Annotated in this window: 14 protein-coding genes; 6 read left to right on the top strand and 8 right to left on the bottom strand. The window is 57.8% G+C overall.

Annotated features, from left to right (window positions below; genetic code table 11):
* Positions 1-19: 19 nt before the first annotated feature.
* Positions 20-868: an SDR family oxidoreductase gene (locus ACOI7D_RS23115; RefSeq protein WP_048296478.1), complete on the bottom strand. Its 849-nt coding sequence runs from the start codon at positions 866-868 to the stop codon at positions 20-22.
* 90 nt (positions 869-958) lie between these two features.
* On the opposite strand from ACOI7D_RS23115, the gene ACOI7D_RS23120 reads away from it, so the two are divergent.
* A complete protein-coding gene (locus ACOI7D_RS23120) occupies positions 959-1,330 on the top strand; it encodes a winged helix-turn-helix transcriptional regulator (RefSeq protein ID WP_032429258.1) in 372 nt (123 codons plus the stop codon).
* 128 nt (positions 1,331-1,458) lie between these two features.
* On the opposite strand, the gene cpdB is transcribed toward ACOI7D_RS23120, so the two are convergent.
* Complete coding sequence (gene cpdB / locus ACOI7D_RS23125; RefSeq protein WP_109546721.1) at positions 1,459-3,402, bottom strand: 2',3'-cyclic-nucleotide 2'-phosphodiesterase; 1,944 nt, start codon at positions 3,400-3,402, stop codon at positions 1,459-1,461.
* A gap of 192 nt (positions 3,403-3,594) precedes the next feature.
* On the opposite strand from cpdB, the gene cysQ reads away from it, so the two are divergent.
* Positions 3,595-4,338: a 3'(2'),5'-bisphosphate nucleotidase CysQ gene (gene cysQ, locus ACOI7D_RS23130; RefSeq protein ID WP_023291737.1), complete on the top strand. Its 744-nt coding sequence runs from the start codon at positions 3,595-3,597 to the stop codon at positions 4,336-4,338.
* On the opposite strand, the gene ACOI7D_RS23135 is transcribed toward cysQ, so the two are convergent.
* Positions 4,328-4,885 (bottom strand): YtfJ family protein, encoded by a 558-nt coding sequence (locus ACOI7D_RS23135; protein WP_023291738.1) that lies wholly within the window; start codon positions 4,883-4,885, stop codon positions 4,328-4,330. The two genes, cysQ and ACOI7D_RS23135, sit on opposite strands and share 11 nt — an antisense overlap.
* 323 nt (positions 4,886-5,208) lie before the next feature.
* Here ACOI7D_RS23135 and ACOI7D_RS23140 point away from each other — a divergent pair, with 323 nt between their 5' ends.
* Positions 5,209-5,415 carry a DUF1107 domain-containing protein gene (locus tag ACOI7D_RS23140; RefSeq protein WP_002886707.1) on the top strand — a complete coding sequence of 69 codons (207 nt, stop codon included), beginning with the start codon at positions 5,209-5,211 and terminating at the stop codon, positions 5,413-5,415.
* Between the two features lie 61 nt (positions 5,416-5,476).
* Here ACOI7D_RS23140 and araC read toward each other — a convergent pair whose 3' ends face one another.
* The 5 genes from araC to msrA form a co-directional block, all read right to left on the bottom strand.
* Complete coding sequence (gene araC, locus ACOI7D_RS23145; RefSeq protein ID WP_023291739.1) at positions 5,477-6,349, bottom strand: arabinose operon transcriptional regulator AraC; 873 nt, start codon at positions 6,347-6,349, stop codon at positions 5,477-5,479.
* A gap of 30 nt (positions 6,350-6,379) precedes the next feature.
* On the bottom strand, positions 6,380-8,389 hold the full coding sequence (locus ACOI7D_RS23150) for a beta-galactosidase (RefSeq protein WP_060592146.1): 2,010 nt from the start codon (positions 8,387-8,389) through the stop codon (positions 6,380-6,382).
* Between the two features lie 18 nt (positions 8,390-8,407).
* A complete protein-coding gene (locus ACOI7D_RS23155) occupies positions 8,408-9,640 on the bottom strand; it encodes an oligosaccharide MFS transporter (protein WP_032454642.1) in 1,233 nt (410 codons plus the stop codon).
* A 200-nt stretch (positions 9,641-9,840) separates the two neighbouring features.
* Positions 9,841-11,178 carry a hemolysin family protein gene (locus ACOI7D_RS23160; RefSeq protein WP_023291742.1) on the bottom strand — a complete coding sequence of 446 codons (1,338 nt, stop codon included), beginning with the start codon at positions 11,176-11,178 and terminating at the stop codon, positions 9,841-9,843.
* A 180-nt stretch (positions 11,179-11,358) separates the two neighbouring features.
* Complete coding sequence (msrA, locus tag ACOI7D_RS23165; protein ID WP_002886721.1) at positions 11,359-11,997, bottom strand: peptide-methionine (S)-S-oxide reductase MsrA; 639 nt, start codon at positions 11,995-11,997, stop codon at positions 11,359-11,361.
* 209 nt (positions 11,998-12,206) lie between these two features.
* On the opposite strand from msrA, the gene tamA reads away from it, so the two are divergent.
* Genes tamA through ACOI7D_RS23180 form a run of 3 tightly spaced genes read left to right on the top strand, consistent with a single transcriptional unit; the run spans position 12,207 to position 18,060 of the window.
* Positions 12,207-13,940, top strand: coding sequence for an autotransporter assembly complex protein TamA (tamA, locus tag ACOI7D_RS23170; protein WP_023291743.1), 1,734 nt, complete (start codon positions 12,207-12,209; stop codon positions 13,938-13,940).
* Positions 13,937-17,713: an autotransporter assembly complex protein TamB gene (gene tamB, locus ACOI7D_RS23175; protein WP_048296487.1), complete on the top strand. Its 3,777-nt coding sequence runs from the start codon at positions 13,937-13,939 to the stop codon at positions 17,711-17,713. The genes tamA and tamB overlap by 4 nt, the downstream gene beginning before the upstream one ends.
* 2 nt (positions 17,714-17,715) lie before the next feature.
* Positions 17,716-18,060 carry a gamma-glutamylcyclotransferase family protein gene (locus ACOI7D_RS23180; RefSeq protein ID WP_002886724.1) on the top strand — a complete coding sequence of 115 codons (345 nt, stop codon included), beginning with the start codon at positions 17,716-17,718 and terminating at the stop codon, positions 18,058-18,060.
* Positions 18,061-18,165: the final 105 nt, after the last annotated feature.

An 18,165-nucleotide genomic window follows, 5' to 3' on the forward strand; every position in this document is an offset into this window, starting at 1 on the left:
CAAAAGCTGAGAGGGGCGGTTACAGAATGCCTTTCACGCTTTCGGCAAGGGAAGTGGTCGGACGGCCAATCAATGTACTCAGGGTGTGGCTGTCGTCAAACAGCCCGCCTTTCGAGGCGCCGACGTCGGAGTCCGCCAACATATCCGCCAGACCCGCCGGCAGGCCGACGCTTTTCAGCGCGGCGGCGAAGTCGGCTTCGCTGAGGTTCTGATAGACCACGTTTTTCCCGCTGTGCGTGCTCAGCTCGGCAGCCAGGTCGCTCAGCGTCCAGGCGTTATCGCCCGCCAGTTCGTAAACTTTCCCTGCATGGCCTTCACCGGCGATAACGCGGGCGGCCGCGGCGGCATAATCCGCGCGGGTAGCGGAGGCAATTTTACCTTCGCCGGCGGCGCCGATAAACACGCCGTGCTCCAGCGCCGGCGGCGCGCTGGCCAGATAGTTTTCGGTATACCAGCCATTGCGCAGCAGGGCGTAAGCGATGCCAGAGTCGGCCAGCATCTGCTCGGTTTCAATATGCTCTGCGGCCAGGCCCAGCGGCGAAGTGTCGGCGTGCAGCAGGCTGGTATAGGCGATGAATGTCACCCCAGCGGCTTTGGCGGCGTTGATGACGTTGCGGTGCTGTACGGCACGCTGGCCGACTTCGCTGGAGGAGATTAACAGCAGTTTATTCACGCCCTGCAGCGCGGCGGTCAATGCCGCTTCGTCGCTATAGTCGGCCTGGCGGACGACGACGCCCTGCTGGCTGAGCGCCTGGGCCTTGGCCGGGTTGCGGACAATCGCCACAATCTGGCTGGCAGGGACGGTTTTAAGCAGGTCTTGCAGAACGTAGTGGCCAAGCTGGCCGGTGGCACCGGTAAGGGCGATCATGGGGCTTCTCCTTCGTGTTTATTGGCAGTTGTGGTAAGCTAACACCTTAACTAACTTTTAGTAAGTACGTACAAAAAGGTAAGTATGAAAATGGCCGAACCGACGCTGAGTGATAAACTGCGCAACGGCAATCTGTTTGCGGAACAGTGCCCGTCGCGCGATGTGCTTAAACATGTCACCAGCCGTTGGGGCGTGTTGATTCTGGTGGCGCTGCGCGAGGGGACCCATCGCTTCAGCGATCTGCGGCGCAAAATGGGCGGGGTCAGCGAAAAGATGCTGGCGCAGTCGCTGCAGGCCCTCGAGCAGGATGGTTTTATCGACCGCGTCTCTTATCCGGTGGTGCCGCCGCACGTTGAATATAGCCTGACGCCGCTCGGTCTGCAGGTGAGCGATAAGGTGGCCGCCCTGGCGGACTGGATCGAGGTTAATCTGCCCGCGGTGCTGGCGAGCCACGGGGAGTGAAAATGTATCACTCCCTGTAGCCCCGCCACCGGGGAGATGTACCCGGATAGCGGCTGGCGCCTTATCCGGGCTACCCGTCAGCTCCGGTTTGTAGCCCCGGTAAGCGCAGCGCCACCGGGGAACAGGCATTACTGACTCAAATCCAGCTGATAAATGGCGAAGCCGATATCATCGGCGGCCACCTGGCGCATCGGATACTGGGCTTTCTCTTTGATAAACGCCGCGGCTTTGTCGCCAGGCGAGGTCTCAAAACGAATATCCAGCGGTGTCTTACTGTGGATCGGCGCCAGGCGCCAGTTGTTATCCGCCGCCGGATGGATCGCGCCATCCTTCTTCGATTGCGCGCCAATCCACGCCGCCAGCACCGAACGGTTTTCATCCGGTGAGGCAAAGGCGATATGGCTTTCGCCGGTGCCGGCGAATTTACCGCCGTAAGCGCGATAGTTATTGGTGGCGACCAGGAAAGTGGCCTGCGGATCGACCGGTTTGCCATTGAAGGTCAGGCCCTTGATGCGCTCTGCCTGCGGATGGATCATCTGGCACTCGCCGTCGTAGCGGGCCGGCTGGCTGACGTCGATCTGGTAGTTCACCCCGTCAATCACGTCGAAGTTATAGGTGCGGAAGCCGTCCCAGTTGATCAGCGACTGCGGCTTGCTGCTGGCCGGGTCTATCTGGTTAAACTGCCCGGCCGAGCACTCCAGCCACTCCTTGACCTCCTTCCCGCTGACCTTCATCACCACCAGGGTGTTCGGGTAGAGATAGAGGTCGGCGGCGTTGCGGAAGGTGAGCTGGCCTTTTTCCACTTCCACGAAGCTCGCCGGATCGTTTTTACGCCCGCCGACTTTAAACGGCGCGGCGGCGGAGAGCACCGGCAGTTTCGCCAGATCCGGGTCGCCCTGAATGTAGTGTTCGACGTAGGCTTTTTGCGCCATGTTGACCACCTGCACCGTCGGGTCGTCCTGCACCAGCGCCAGATAGCTGTACATGTTGTCGGCGGACTTGCCGATCGGCTGACTGACGAACTCGCGAGTGGCGTCGTGATCGGCTTTCAGCACCGCCACCAGCTTGCCGTCTTCCGCCGCCAGCGATTTCTTCGCCACCGCGTCGTAGATTGGCCGCGCTTCCGCTTTACTCTGAGTCACCTGCCATTTTCCGCTGTCGTTGTTCAGCACCAGATCGACCACCCCGAGGTGATCGCCCCACATTCCCGGCATTACCGCCGGCACGCCGTTCAGCGTCCCTCTGGCGATATCCGCGCCTTTAATGTTGGCGAAGTCTTTGCCGGGGAACACCGCGTGGGCGTGGCCGAACATGATGGCGTCAACGCCGGGCACCTGGCTTAAGTAGTAGACCGAGTTCTCGGCCATCGCCTGATACGGGTCGGCGGAGAGGCCGGAGTGCGCGACCACCACGACCACGTCAGCGCCTTTCGCCCGCATCTCCGGGATATATTTGCGCGCGGTTTCGGTAATGTCGTTGACCGTCACTTTGCCGCTAAGATTGGCTTTATCCCAGGTCATGATCTGCGGCGGCACAAAGCCGATATAGCCGATGCGCAGGGTGTGGGATTGACCGTCGCTGTCCTGAACCGGGGTATCCTGAATCAGGTAGGGGGTGAACATCGGTTTGCCGGTTTTGGCATCGATGATATTGGCGTTCACGTAAGGGAATTTCGCCCCCGCCAGCGCTTTGTGCAGGAAGTCGAGGCCGTAGTTGAATTCATGGTTGCCCAGGTTGCCGACGGCATAATTCAGGGTGTTCATCGCCTTATACACTGGATGAACATCGCCCTCTTTCAGCCCCCTGGCGGCCATGTAGTCGCCCAGCGGGCTCCCCTGGATCACATCCCCGTTATCTACCAGTACGCTGTTTTTCGCTTCTGCCCGCGCCTGTTCGATCAGGGTGGCGGTACGCACCAGGCCGAATTTCTCCGTGGCGGCATCTTTGTAATAGTCAAAGTCCATCATATTGCTGTGCAGATCGGTGGTTTCCATGATCCGCAGGTCGACCGTTGCGGCGCTGACGCTGGCGGCGATCAGCGTGGCCAGGAGCGTTGCGCTAAACTTAATCATCAGAGGCGTCCTTTTTTTATGAGCGATAGCACAGAAGAAAATGTATTTATATTCTGTTGCTTACAGAAATGTGAATCTTGCCAGAAAAGTGGGCAGCGAAACCGCCATCGTTATCACAGATAGCGGAACTTGCGGTGATGCGATATAAATAAAACAACGAGTTAACGCCACTGTAACCAGACGAGGTGGAGAATGTTAGAACAAGTATGTCAGCTTGCACGGAACGCGGGCGATGCCATCATGGAAGTTTACGATGGAAACCAACCGATCAACGTCGCCAGCAAGAAAGATGATTCTCCGGTCACGGCGGCGGATATCGCGGCGCATAAAGTCATTGTCAGCGGCCTGCAGGCGCTGGATGCCACCATTCCTGTTTTGTCGGAAGAGGACCCGCCGGCCTGGGAAGTGCGTCAGCACTGGCAGCGCTACTGGCTGGTCGACCCGCTGGACGGCACCAAAGAATTTATTAAGCGTAACGGCGAGTTCACCGTCAATATCGCGCTGATTGAAAACGGCAAGCCGACGCTGGGCGTGGTCTACGCGCCGGTAATGAAGGTGATGTACAGCGCGGAAAAAGGCAAAGCCTGGAAAGAAGAGTGCGGCGTGCGCAAGCAGATCCAGGTCCGCGATGCCCGTCCGCCGCTGGTGGTGATCAGCCGCTCCCATGGCAACGATCCGGAGCTGCAGGAGTACCTTGAGCAGCTGGGCGAGCACCAGACCACCTCTATCGGCTCCTCGCTGAAGTTCTGCCTGGTGGCGGAAGGTCAGGCCCAGCTCTATCCGCGCTTCGGGCCGACCAGCACCTGGGACACCGCCGCCGGCCATGCGGTCGCGGTCGCCGCCGGGGCGCATGTTCACGACTGGCAGGGGAAAACCCTCGACTACACGCCGCGTGAATCCTTCCTCAACCCCGGCTTCCGGGTCTCTATTTATTAAGCAGCTTACGCAGCAGGTCGATCACCTGCTGCACCTCCTGCTGGGTGAGCGCGCCGTCTTTGGCCCACTGTACGCGCCCGCTCTTATCCAGCACCACAATCGCGGAGCTCTTCTCGTCCAGCTGCCAGGCTTTCCGCACCAGCCCGTTGCTGTCGACGATAAATTGCGACCACGGGAAGAGCTGTTTATTACTCTCGATACTGTTGCGTACGAACATGCCGGTGCCCGGGATGGCATCGTCGGTATTGACAATGGTGGTGGTCTGATAGCGATCGTGTGGGAAGCTCGCCGCTTTAATCGCCTCGATCAGGTTGGCATTTTTCTCTTTTGCTGACGAGCGTCCAGCGATGTGCTGGATGACTCGCACTTTTCCCACCAGCTGCGAGCTATTCCAGTTTTTATAGCTAAACTTATCATTATCCAGAATAAGTTCGCCCCGATCCGCGACGCCGACCGGCGCCACGCGCTGTCCGTCGACAAAGTTATGCGCTGAGGCCAGCAGCGGGAAGAGGAGTAACGAGGCGGCCAGTATGCTACGTAGGGTCATGCGGAATCCTTAATCATTTTTGTGCAGGTGATCCGACCACTTGGTCTCGTTTAATGATAAGTGCGATTGGCGACGATTACCCGCAATGAGGATGCCAGTTTGCGTGTTGACGCACAAATTAGTCGAAAAACGGCGACTTATACTTACTTCATCGTATGTCCGAAACGAAAATTCTGAATTATTGTCATCAAACGGTAAATAAACTTATACACACTGGGTCCCTCTGAGATTCTGGACTATAGTTTTAGGGCATTAAAATTTGCGCTCCCGATACGTGGGCTAACTGTGGCACCACAGGAGCGTAACCCTGGCAGGAGAGAAGAATGAAAATTTTCCAACGCTACAATCCGCTGCAAGTGGCGAAGTACGTGAAGATCCTGTTTCGTGGACGGTTGTACATCAAGGACGTTGGCGCATTTGAATTTGATAAGGGCAAAATCCTTATCCCGAAGGTAAAGGACAAGCTGCATCTGTCAGTGATGTCCGAAGTCAATCGTCAGGTGTTGCGTCTGCAAACTGAGATGGCATAACCTGACACGTAGCAGTACGTAGTAGGTAAAAGACGGCTCCCGATGGGGGCCGTTGATGTTTTCAGCCCTTCATCTCCGCATAGCGTTTGCGATACTCCCCCGGTGGAATGCCGTTATGTTTACGGAACAAGCGGGTGAAATAGACCGGATCGCTGTAACCCACCGATAAGGCAATCTTGTTAAGCGGGAGTGTGGTGCTCTGAATGAGCCACCTGGCGCGGTTGATGCGCTGAGCTTCCCGCCAGGCGTAAACCGTCTGCCCCAGCTCATTTTTGAAAAGGTGCGCCAGACGTGAAGGAGAGATAAATACCATCGCCGCCAGGGTCTCGATTTTTACCTCTTGCGCGATATGGGCGTTAAGGTAGTCGCAGACGGCGTTAATTCGCGGATCGTGGGCGTGGCGGTTGCTGATGGGCTGTTGCTGAAAACAGCGGAGGATCAACCTTTCCAGGGCGTTCATCGCCAGCGCTTCCGACAGCGGCGCGGAGGCCGAGTGGTGGCGTATCACTTCATGGAACAGATCGCGCAGGTGCTGGAGCTGGTCGGGGTCAGCAACGGTCGTTTTGCCGATGCCGTGCGTGGTTTGGTCCCATTTTAGCCAGTCTATCCAGTAGGGGCGGGGAATAAAGTAGATCCAGAGATGGTCCCAATACTCGCTGTGTTCGTCTCTGCCGTAATGATGAGGCACGCCGGGGGGAAACAGCAGCAGATCGTTTTCCCGACACAGAAGAAAGCCATCGCCCGCTTTCGCCCGCGCCTGGCCACGCAGGGTCAGATTGATGATGTAACCTTTCATCCCCTGCGGACGATTAATGTAGTAGTCCAGTTTGGAGCCGCGGGTGATCGGCGTGAAGCCCGCGACAACCCAGGCATTGAAGGTAAAGGTTTTCATCAATGGCGAGAAATTGAGTAGCTCATTGATATCAAGTTCCATTCTCTCTCCCACCTGAGCGTCGCAGCGTCATTACCTTTCGATGATAGTAAATTCCCATGCCCTGAGGCGCAACGGCTGGCCGCAGCGCACTGTTTCCCCGCTCAGCAGGTCGTTCCCCGCCGTTTCGCTACCGAAATCGAGCGTCTCGCCAGAGTAATTGAACAGGAAGTGGATGGTTTTCCCGGCGCGATTACGCATCTTTTTGACCACTAATGGGTAGCGATAGGCGGAAGTGCGCGAGCGCAATGCGAGATCGGCAGTGAGTACATCAAACAGCTGGCTAATCAATCGCTTCTGCGGCAGGAAGCCAACGTACATCGATCGTCCCCGGCCATAATCCGCTTCGGTGGCGGCCGCGTACTCGCCCCATGCCGGATGCTGATAGCGCAGCAGAGTGCGGGTCCCGGCATCGGGCGTCAGCAGCTCCATCCACAGCTCCGCCTGATTGTCGTTGCGGCAATCAATATCCGCGCAGCATGAGCTTACCGTTGTCCCTTCCGGCAGGGTGAACTGGCTGTAGCTGACGCCGCAGCTCTGCCGCAGGATCCCAGGCTGCGCGCTGCGGCGCACTTTGACGTTTTCATCGCTAAAGCCCGATTTAAAGCCGATAAGCGCTCTGCCGCCCTCGGCGATATAGTGGTTGATACGCGCCAGCAGGCCATCATCGGCAGCGTACAGGCCGGGAACGATCAGCACCCGGTAGCGAGAAGTCTCCTCGTTGACGTCGTGGATGATATCGAGGCTGATATTGTGGTCATACAGCGCATCGTGGAAGCGGCGGAAAATATCGTTATAAATATTGCCCTCGGCGTCGCCGGGGCGGAACTGGTTAAGGGCGTCCATTGCCTCATTGCTTATCAGCAGCGCAACGTCGTTTTCGGCCTTCAGCTCCGCCAGCTGCGGCGACAGGCGGGCAAAGTCAGCCCCGATAGTGGTGGCCTCCTGCCAGGTCGGATTACGCGAGAAGTCGTGGCTGAGCAGCCCCTTCCAGTAGGTTTCGAAGGCGTTATGAATCGAATGCCAATGCCAGTAGGAGACCATGGCGGCGCCGGAGGCGATATGGCTGAACGCCTGCAGGCGCAGCTGGCCCGGGAAGGGAGTCCACTGGGCGAAACCCTGCGCCTGCGTTTCCAGCACGAAGTAGTTCTGGCCGGGCTTAAGCGAGCGGGTGATGGCGCCGCCGAAGGCGATTTCCCGCCCGGTCAGGTGCGCCTGGCTCGGGTGATAGATATCAACACCGGCGATATCCAGTGCCTGCGCTGCCGCAAAATGGTCGACCCGCGGCTGCACGCCGTAAGAGTAACCGCGCCATTCAAAATCGAAGTTGTGGGTGACGAACTGGTGCGGCTGGGCGTACTCGCGCACGATCTCCGCCTGCCAGGCCAGATACTCGGTGACCTGCTGGCGCTGATAACGGAAAAAGGCGCAGGCGAGGCTGGCGTTGATGGTATTTTCCACCGCCGGAAAATCCTGCCAGCGGTCAATGCGGTTGCTCCAGTAATCCAGACCGAAATCGTGATTTAGCTGCCGGAGGTCAGGATATTTCTCCTGCAGGCTGCGCACAAAGCCCTCCTGCATATAGCGGCCGATATTGTCGTAATGCTTGGTTTCGTTATCCAGTTGCCAGCCGATAATTGCCGGATGGTGCTGCACATGCGCCATCAGCGTGCGGATAATTTTTTCGGCATAGCGGCGAAAGGTCGGGTTGACGATATCCATGATCTGCCGTGGGCCATACTTTTGCTGCCCTGTGACGGTGGTGACCAGAATATCGGGATGTTTCGCCGCCAGCCAGGCCGGGACCGCGTAGGTCGGCGTCCCGACGATGACCGCGATGCCGGCCTCATGCATCGCCGCCAGCACCCGGTCGATATGGTAGAAATTGTACTGGCCCTCTTCGGGCTCCAGCGTACTCCATGTGGACTCGGCGATACGCACCACGTTAATGCCGGTTTCGCGCATTAAGGCAATATCCTTGGCCAGCCGATCTTCCGGCATATATTCATCGTAATACGCCACGCCATAAAATAACTGAGACATGCAGACTACCTCCTGACATTAATTCGCGGGCACAGGTTGTGAAGAGAACACGCGCGCTTTATCCAGTGTGATAAACGAAATGAGCGTGAAGCACAGGGCGATACTTCCCAGCACGATATAGCTGCTGGTAAAGCCCATTCTCTGGTACATATGGCCGATGCCGGTGGAGAGGAAAATAGAGCTAAAGCTTTTTGAAAACTGAAAGCCAATTAAGTAAACCGTCGCTGAAAGCAGGGGGTTAAAGTTAGCGGTAATATATTTAAGCGCCGCGACGAGTAACACCGAGCTTTCAAATCCATGGAGAAGTTTAATCAGGCTGATGGATATCGGGCCAATAGCCCACGCGGAACCGATAATGCGCAAGCTCATAATCAGCCCGCAGTATAACAGCGCATTTTTGGGGCCGATTTTATTCACAAACCACGGCGCAAAGAACATGACGACGGCATCAAGGAAAATCTGTCCTGTCGTTAAATAACCGAAGACTTCTGCGCCCCGGGCTTTACTCTCAAAAAAGTGGCTGTAGTAGATAGCGAACTGCTGGTCATAGGTTTCATAGACCGCGCCCACGCCAATCACATAGAGCGCGAAGAACCAGAATTTTTTAATTTTCAGCAGCGAGGCGGCATCGCGGAGGGTGACCGGAGACGTTTTGCCAGACAGTAGCCCCTGCTGCTGATGGGTGCTGATCTGCATTTTCCAGACAATCACCAGCAGGCAGACACCTGCCGCGCTGGCCAGCCAGAAAATCATGTTCTGATCGATGCCGTAGAGCTTTCCTGCCGCAAAGGTGCCGATCGCGGCGCCGATGCCGCCGAACATCCTCGCCCGACCAAATTCGAAGCCGGAGGCGCGGCTGACCTTATCGATGTAGGCTTCGCAAATCCCGCAGCCTGCGCCGTAGGCCATGCCAATATAGAGGCCGCCAGCCAGTGCGCCGAGGAACACATTTATTTTTAACAGAGGCGCGAAGACATAGATCCAGTATGGGGCGAATAAGGTGATAATGATCGCCAGCATCCACATCAAATTCTTACGATACACCAGCTTATCCGATATAAAACCGAATAATGGCTGAACGCAGACGGCCACAATGGCGGTGAAAGAATAAACCAGACCGACGTCCGTGTAGTTAATACCGATGGTTTCCGTTAACCACAGTGATAAATAGGGGTAGCAGCATCCCCAGCCTATAAAGAAAAACAGGAAAAACAGACAGCTGATAAAGTAATTTTTATTCGACGTTATCATGGTAACCCTCGCTTCCTTTATTCAGGAATATGATCGTGTAGACGCGAGCAACGTTACCTTTTTGCGCACGGGGGAGTCATGAACGTTTCGCTATGGAGCAGTAATAATCTGCTATCGGCAGAGGGGCGTGAGCCGCTTCACATTCGGGCAATAAAAAGGGCGGATGATCATCCGCCCTTAAGAGAGAGAAAAGATGATGCTCAGGCGTTCTGGCTTTCCGCCGCTTCCGACTGCTTGGGCACCAGCACCGTTGGCTTGTTATCGATGCGGGTCACCAGCAGCTGGTCGATACGGTAGTTGTCGATATCCACGACCTCGAACTTATAGCCGGAGAACTTCACCGCGTCGGTGCGTTTGGGGATTTTACGCAGCATAAACATCATAAAGCCGCCGATGGTCTCGTAGTTCCCGGACTGCGGAAACTCGTCGATATCCAGCACGCGCATCACGTCATCAATCGGCGTACCGCCATCGATCAGCCACGAGTTTTCATCGCGAGCGACGATCTGCTCTTCCAGCCCCTGGCCGACGAGGTCGCCCATCAATGTCGTCATCACGTCGTTGAGGGTGATGATCCCGACCACCAGCGCATATTCATTCATGATCACCGCGAAGTCTTCCCCGGCGGTTTTGAAGCTTTCCAGCGCTTCGGAGAGGGTCAGGGTATCCGGGACGATCAGCGTGTTGCGGATCTGCACGCCGCCGGTCAGCACCAGGCTCTGGTTCGCCAGCACGCGGTTCAGCAGATCTTTGGAATCGACGTAGCCGATAATATGGTCGATATCTTCATTACAGACGAGGAACTTCGAGTGCGGATGCTCGGCCACTTTATTCTTCAGGCTCTGCTCGTCTTCATGTAAATCAAACCAAATGACGCTTTCACGCGGGGTCATGGAGGAAGGAACGGTGCGGGACTCCAGCTCGAACACGTTCTCAATCAGCTCATGCTCCTGCTTGCGCAGCACCCCGGCCAGCGCGCCGGCCTCGACCACGGCATAGATATCGTCGGAGGTGATATCGTCTTTCCGCACCATCGGCAGTTTGAAGATGCGGAAGATCATATTAGCCATGCCGTTAAACAACCACACCAGCGGGCGGAAGACTAACAGGCAGAAGCGCATCGGGTTGATGATGCGCAGGGCCACGGTTTCGGGCGCAATCATACCGATGCGTTTCGGAGTCAGGTCAGCAAACAGGATGAACAAGCTGGTGACCAGGGTAAAAGAGATGATGAAGCTCAGCTGCTCGGAGAGCTCCGGTGACATATACCCGCTGAGCAGGCTATAAAACGCCGGGGAGAAGGCCGCGTCGCCCACGATACCGCCCAGAATGGCGACGGCGTTAAGGCCAATCTGCACAACGGTAAAGAAGGTGCCCGGGTTCTCCTGCATCTTCAGCACCCGCTGTGCGTTGACGTTGCCTTCATCGGCCAGCAGTTTCAGTTTGATTTTACGTGAGGCGGCCAGTGAGATTTCCGATATCGAAAAAAAGGCACTGACGGCTATCAGACAGAGTATTACTAAAATACTGTTTAACATATCTTTTCTGACCGTTGAGGTCAGATCCTCGGAAGGGAAGTTGATAACTCAAATGTGGAATACATAAAAAACCGGTCCGAAGGCGCTGGACCGGCTGTCACACTGGGTAGTATAGCGTAAGGGAATGTAAAGCCGCCAGAGCGTTCATTAACCGCCTCGCTGTTGAGGCGGAAATCAGAATTACGCCTGAGGCGGCAGGCAGACGCCAATGCCGCCGATGCCGCAATAGCCGTGCGGGTTCTTATACAGATACTGCTGGTGATCGTCCTCGGCATAGTAGAACGGTTTGGCGGTGGCGATCTCGGTGGTGATGTGCCGGGTATCGTGCGCGTCGTTCATCGCCGCCTGGAAGCGCGCGAGGCTGGCCTTTGCCGCTTCCGTCTGTTCCGGCGTCAACGGGTAAATCGCCGAACGGTACTGGGTGCCGTGGTCGTTACCCTGTCTCATTCCCTGCGCCGGGTCGTGATTTTCCCAGAACACCTGCAATAACTGCTCATAGCTGATGACCTGCGGATCGTAGACCACGCGAACCGCTTCCGCGTGACCGGTCTGGCCGCTGCACACTTCGCGATAGGTCGGATTGGGCGTATAGCCGCCAGTGTAGCCGGCGGCGGTGCTGTAAACCCCCGGCAATTGCCAGAACAGACGTTCAACTCCCCAGAAGCAGCCCATGGCGAACAGCGCGACTTCCATCCCCGCCGGGACGTTGGTCATCGAGTGGCCGTTAACTGCGTGGAGCGTCGCCACTGGCATCGGGGTATTGCGTCCAGGCAGCGCATCCGCCTGGGCGACAAGATGCGTTTTATCAAATAGACTCACGGTGGGCCTCTCAATACAGAAATCGTCGTTAAGGTTGTAACGAAGCGTGTCTTTTAACACAATAAATACGCGTAATACGTCTAGATTAATACATAAGAATTATTTGGGTTATTGCCACTTTTTCAACCCTACGTTGTTAGGGTTTTGTTAAGCCGTGGAGCGGCGCCAGTGTTTCCTGTAGGGGGAAACAGGGATATTCAGGAGAAAATGTGCTAAAAATCCGCCAGTTATGTGTCACCAGCCTTTTGCTGGTCAGCGGGATCGCCAGCGCAGCGAATGTGCGTTTGCAGGTTGAAGGATTATCCGGGGAGCTGGAGAAAAACGTTCGCGCCCAGCTTTCCACCATCCAGAGTGATGAGGTCACGCCGGATCGTCGCTTTCGCGCGCGCGTCGATGACGCCATTCGCGAAGGTCTGAAAGCGCTGGGGTATTACGAGCCGACGATTGAATTTGATCTTCGTCCGCCGCCGAAAAGGGGCCGTCAGGTGCTGATCGCCAAAGTGACCCCGGGTGAGCCGGTGCGCATTGGCGGCACCGAGGTGATTCTGCGCGGCGGCGCCCGCACCGACAGCGACTATCTGGCGCTGTTGAAAACCCGCCCGGCCATCGGGACGGTGCTCAACCACGGCGATTACGACGGTTTCAAGAGCTCCCTGACCCGCGTCGCCCTGCGCAAAGGCTACTTTGACAGCGAGTTCAATAAAAGCCAGCTGGGGGTCTCCCTCGACCGCCATCAGGCGTTCTGGGATATCGATTACGACAGCGGCGAACGCTATCGCTTTGGCCACGTCACCTTCTCCGGATCGCAAATCCGTGATGAATACCTGCAAAACCTCGTGCCGTTTAAAGAGGGCGACTACTACACCTCTCAGGACCTGGCAGAGCTAAACCGCCGCCTGGCGGCGACCGGGTGGTTCAGTTCGGTGGTGGTGGCGCCTGATTTTGCTAAGTCACGGAAAACCAAGGTGCTGCCTCTGCAGGGCGTTGTCTCGCCACGCAAAGAGAACACCGTGGAAACCGGGGTTGGGTACTCCACAGACGTCGGTCCGCGGGTAAAAGCTACGTGGAAAAAACCGTGGATGAACTCCTATGGCCACAGCCTGACCTCCAGCGTCAGCCTCTCCGCCCCGGAGCAGCAGTTCGACTTCACCTATAAAGTCCCGCTGCTCAAGAGCCCGCTCGAGCAGTACTATCTGATGCAGGGCGGCTTTAAGCGTACCGATCTCAATGACACCCAGGCCGACTCCACTACCCTTGGGTTGTCGCGTTTCTGGGAGATGTCGAGCGGCTGGCAGCGGGCGATCAACCTGCGCTGGAGCCTGGACCACTTTACCCAGGCGAACGTCACCAACACCACCATGCTGATTTACCCCGGGGTCTCGGTGAACCGTACTCGCTCCCGCGGCGGCCTGATGCCCACCTGGGGCGATTCCCAGCGCTACTCGGTGGACTACTCCAACACCATGTGGGGCTCGGACATCAACTTCATCGTGATGCAGGCCCAGGACGTCTGGATCCGTACCCTCTATGACCGCCACCGCTTTGTGGTGCGCGGCAACCTGGGCTGGATCGAAGCGGACAACTTTGACAAGGTGCCGCCGGACCTGCGCTTTTTCGCCGGGGGCGATCGCAGTATTCGCGGCTATAAATACAAATCCATCTCGCCGAAGGACGATGACGGCAAGCTGATCGGGGCCTCGAAGCTGGCCACCGGCTCGCTGGAATATCAGTACAACGTCAGCGGCAAATGGTGGGGCGCCGTGTTTGTCGATAGCGGCGAAGCGGTCAGCGATATTCGCGAAAGTGATTTCAAAACCGGCGCCGGGGTGGGCGTGCGCTGGCAGTCGCCGGTGGGGCCGATCAAGCTGGATATCGCCCGGCCCATCGGCGACAAAGAAGAGCATGGTTTACAGTTTTACATCGGTCTGGGGCCTGAATTATGAGTTTATGGAAGAAGATAAGCCTCGGCGTCTTAATCGTGTTGGTCCTCCTGCTGGGCACCGTCGGGTTCCTGGTGGGCACCACCACCGGCTTGCATCTGGTGTTCAAAGCGGCGGATCGCTGGGTACCGGGGCTGGAAATCGGCAAAGTGACCGGCGGCTGGCGTGATTTAACCCTCGATAATGTCCGCTATGAGCAGCCCGGCGTGGCGGTCACCGCCGGCCAGTTTCATCTTAGCGTCAGGTTGCGCTGCCTGTGGGACAGCAGTCTGTGCGTAAACGACATCTCGCTGCGCGATATTTACGTCGCCGTCGATACGAAGAAGATGCCGCCCTCTGCGCCGGTCGAGGAAGAGGACAGCGGGCCGCTGAATCTCTCCACCCCTTATCCGATCGCCCTCAGCCGCGTCGCGCTGCATAACGTCAACGTCAAAATCGACGATACCGCGGTCTCTGTGCGCGATTTTTCCACCGGCCTGAACTGGCAGGAGAAAAACCTGACCCTGACGCCGACCTCGCTGCAGGGGCTGCTGATCGCCCTGCCGAAGGTGGCGAAAGTAGCGCAGGAGCAGGTGGTTGAACCGAAAATCGACAACCCGCAGCCGCAGGAAAAACCGCTCGGCGAGACGATGACCGACCTCTTCTCGCAGCCGGTGCTGCCGGCGATGACCGACGTCCATCTGCCGCTGAACCTCAATATTGAGGCGTTCCGCGGCGAGCAGCTGCGCCTCACCGGCGATACCGATATCACCGTGTATAACCTGCTGCTGAAAGTCAGCAGTATCGACGGGCAGATGAAGCTCGACGCCCTCGATATCGACTCCGATCAGGGCAAAGTCACCGCCTCGGGCAGCGCCCAGCTGCAGGATAACTGGCCGGTAGACATCACCCTCGCCGGAACGCTGAACGTCGACCCGATGAAAGGGGAGAAAGTGCAGCTGAAGGTGGGCGGCGAGATACGTAAAACGCTTAAGGTCGGGGTGGACTTAAGCGGGCCGGTAGCGGCCACGCTGCGGGCGGACGCGCAGCTGGCGGAGGCCGGGCTGCCGCTCAATATGGAGCTGAAGAGCAAGCAGCTCGCCTGGCCGTTCAGCGGCGAGAAGCAGTTCCAGGCCGACGACGTCCAGCTGAAGTTCAGCGGCAAAATGACCGACTACGCGCTGGCCTTCTCCACCGCGGTGAAAGGCCAGTCGCTGCCGCCGGCGAAAATCGCCCTCAACGCCAAAGGCAATGAGCGGCAGATCAATCTCGACAAGCTGACGGTCAATGCCCTCGAAGGGAAAACCGAGCTGAAGGCGCTCCTCGACTGGCAGCAGGCGATCAGCTGGCGCGGCGAGCTGACCCTCGACGGCATCAACACCGCCAAAGAGGTGCCGGACTGGCCGTCGAAGCTCAACGGCAGGATCAAGACCCAGGGCAGCCTGTACGGCGGCAGCTGGCAGATGTCGGTGCCGGAGCTGAAAATTACCGGCAACGTGAAACAGAACAAGGTGGATGTCTCCGGCTCGCTGCAGGGCAACAGCTATCTGCAGTGGAAGATCCCGGGGCTGCATCTGGCGTTAGGCCCGAACAGCGCCGATATCAAAGGCGAGCTGGGGGTGAAGGATCTGAATCTCGACGCCACCATCGATGCGCCGCACCTGGATAATGCGCTGCCGGGGCTTGGCGGGACGGCGAAGGGGCTGGTGAAAGTGCGCGGCACTGTCGATGCGCCGCAGCTGCTGGCGGACATCACCGCCCGGGCGCTGCGCTGGCAGGAGCTGAGCATCGCCCAGGTCAACGTCAAAGGGGATGTGAAATCCACCGATCAGATTGGCGGCAACCTGGACGTGCGGGTGGATCGCATCAGCCAGCCGGGGGTGAATATCAGCCTGGTGCAGCTCAATGCCAAAGGCACTGAGAAGCAGCATGAGCTGCGGCTGCGGGTGCAGGGCGATCCGGTTTCCGGCCAGCTGGCGCTGGCGGGCAGCTTCGATCGTCAGGCCGAGCGCTGGAGAGGCGCGCTAAGCGATACCCGCTTCCAGACGCCGGTGGGACCAGTAGCGCTGACGCGCAGTATTGCGTTGGACTACCGTAACCAGGAGCAGAAAATCAGCATCGGGCCACACTGCTGGACCAACCCGAACGCCGAACTCTGCGTGCCTGAGACCATTGACGCGGGCGCCAGCGGGCGGGCGCGGGTGAATCTCAACCGCTTCGACCTGGCGATGCTTAAGCCGTTTATGCCGGAGGCGACCCAGGCCAGCGGCGTGTTTACCGGTAATGCCGATGTCAGCTGGGACACCACCAAAGAGGGGCTGCCGCAGGGTAAAGTGACCCTCAGCGGGCGCAACGTCAAAGTGACCCAGGTGGTCAATGACGCTCCGCTGCCGGTGGCGTTCGATACGCTGAACCTCAGCGCCGATCTGCACAACAATCGCGCGGAGCTGGGCTGGCTTATCCGCCTGACCAACAATGGCCAGCTGGATGGGCAGGTGCAGGTCACCGACCCGCAGGGGCGGCGTAACCTCGGCGGCAACGTCAATATCAGCAACTTCTCGCTGGCGATGATCAACCCGATTTTCGCCCGCGGTGAAAAGGCGGAGGGACGGCTCAACGCCCGTCTGCGCCTGGGCGGCAACGTGAAAAGTCCACAGCTGTTCGGCCAGATGCAGCTAAGCGGGGTGGATATCGACGGCAACTTTATGCCGTTTGATATGCAGCCGAGCCAGCTGGCGATGAACTTCAACGGTACGCGCTCGACCCTGCAGGGGACGGTGAACACCCGTCAGGGGCAAATCGCCCTTAGCGGGAACGCCGACTGGACGCAGATCGATAACTGGCGGGCGCAAATTGCGGCGAAAGGCAGCCGGGTGCGGATCACCGTGCCGCCGATGGTCCGTCTCGATGTATCGCCGGACGTGGTGTTTACCGCCACGCCAAGCCTGTTCAACCTCGATGGCAAGGTGGATGTGCCCTGGGCGCGGATCGTGGTCAACGAGGTGCCGGAGAGCGCGGTCGGCGTGTCGTCGGACGAAGTGATGCTCGACAAAAACCTCAAGCCGATTAAGCAGCAGAGCGCCGGGATCCCGATCAACAGCAACCTGACGATCCACGTCGGCAACAACGTTCGTCTGGAAGCCTTCGGTCTGAAAGCGCGTCTGACCGGCGATCTGAAAGTGGCGCAGGACAAGCAGGGGCTGGGACTCAACGGGCAGATCAATATTCCGGACGGCCGCTTCCACGCCTATGGCCAGGATTTGATTGTGCGCAAAGGGGAGCTGCTGTTCTCCGGTCCGCCGGATCAGCCGTTGCTGAATATCGAAGCGATTCGTAACCCGGATGCCACCGAAGACGACGTGATCGCCGGCGTTCGCGTCACCGGCTCCGCCGATCAGCCGAAAGCGGAGATCTTCTCCGACCCGGTTATGTCCCAGCAGGAAGCGCTGTCTTATCTGCTGCGCGGCCAGGGTTTGAGCAGCGGACAGAGCGATAGCGCCGCGATGACCTCAATGCTTATTGGTATGGGGGTTGCACAAAGTGGTCAGGTTGTGGGTAAAATCGGCGAGACGTTTGGCGTAAGCAATTTGGCGTTGGACACCGAAGGGGTAGGCGACTCTTCCCAGGTGGTGGTCAGCGGCTATGTACTGCCGGGTCTGCAGGTAAAATACGGGGTCGGTATCTTCGATTCCCTGGCGACGCTGACTTTACGTTATCGCCTGATGCCTAAGCTATATGTGGAAGCGGTGTCTGGCATCGACCAGGCGCTCGATTTGCTCTATCAGTTTGAGTTTTAGCAATGCGAATATTTGTTTACGGCAGTTTACGACGCAAACAAGGCAACAGCCACTGGATGACCAACGCCCAGTGGCTGGGCGCTCATAGTGTCGACGATTATCAGCTGTACAGCCTGGGCCACTATCCAGGCGCGGTGCCCGGCGAAGGCACAGTACATGGTGAAGTTTATCGTATTGATGCATCGACGCTGGCCGAACTGGATGCGCTCCGCACCAAGGGGGGCGAGTATGCGCGCCACCTGATTCAGACGCCTTACGGCAGCGCATGGATGTATGTCTATCAACGTTCCGTTGAGGGTTGTACGTTGATAGCGAACGGCAACTGGTTGGATCGCGACCAGTATTAACCACGACAGCGCCACCTTCGGGTGGCGTTGTTTTTTCTGCGCCCGCCTCTTACCAGAGCGGCAGATAATCTCTCGCCAGCCACATCGTGGAAGCCAGCGTCGTCA

This window comes from Klebsiella sp. C360 (genome assembly GCF_048822415.1).
GTDB lineage: Bacteria > Pseudomonadota > Gammaproteobacteria > Enterobacterales > Enterobacteriaceae > Klebsiella > Klebsiella quasipneumoniae.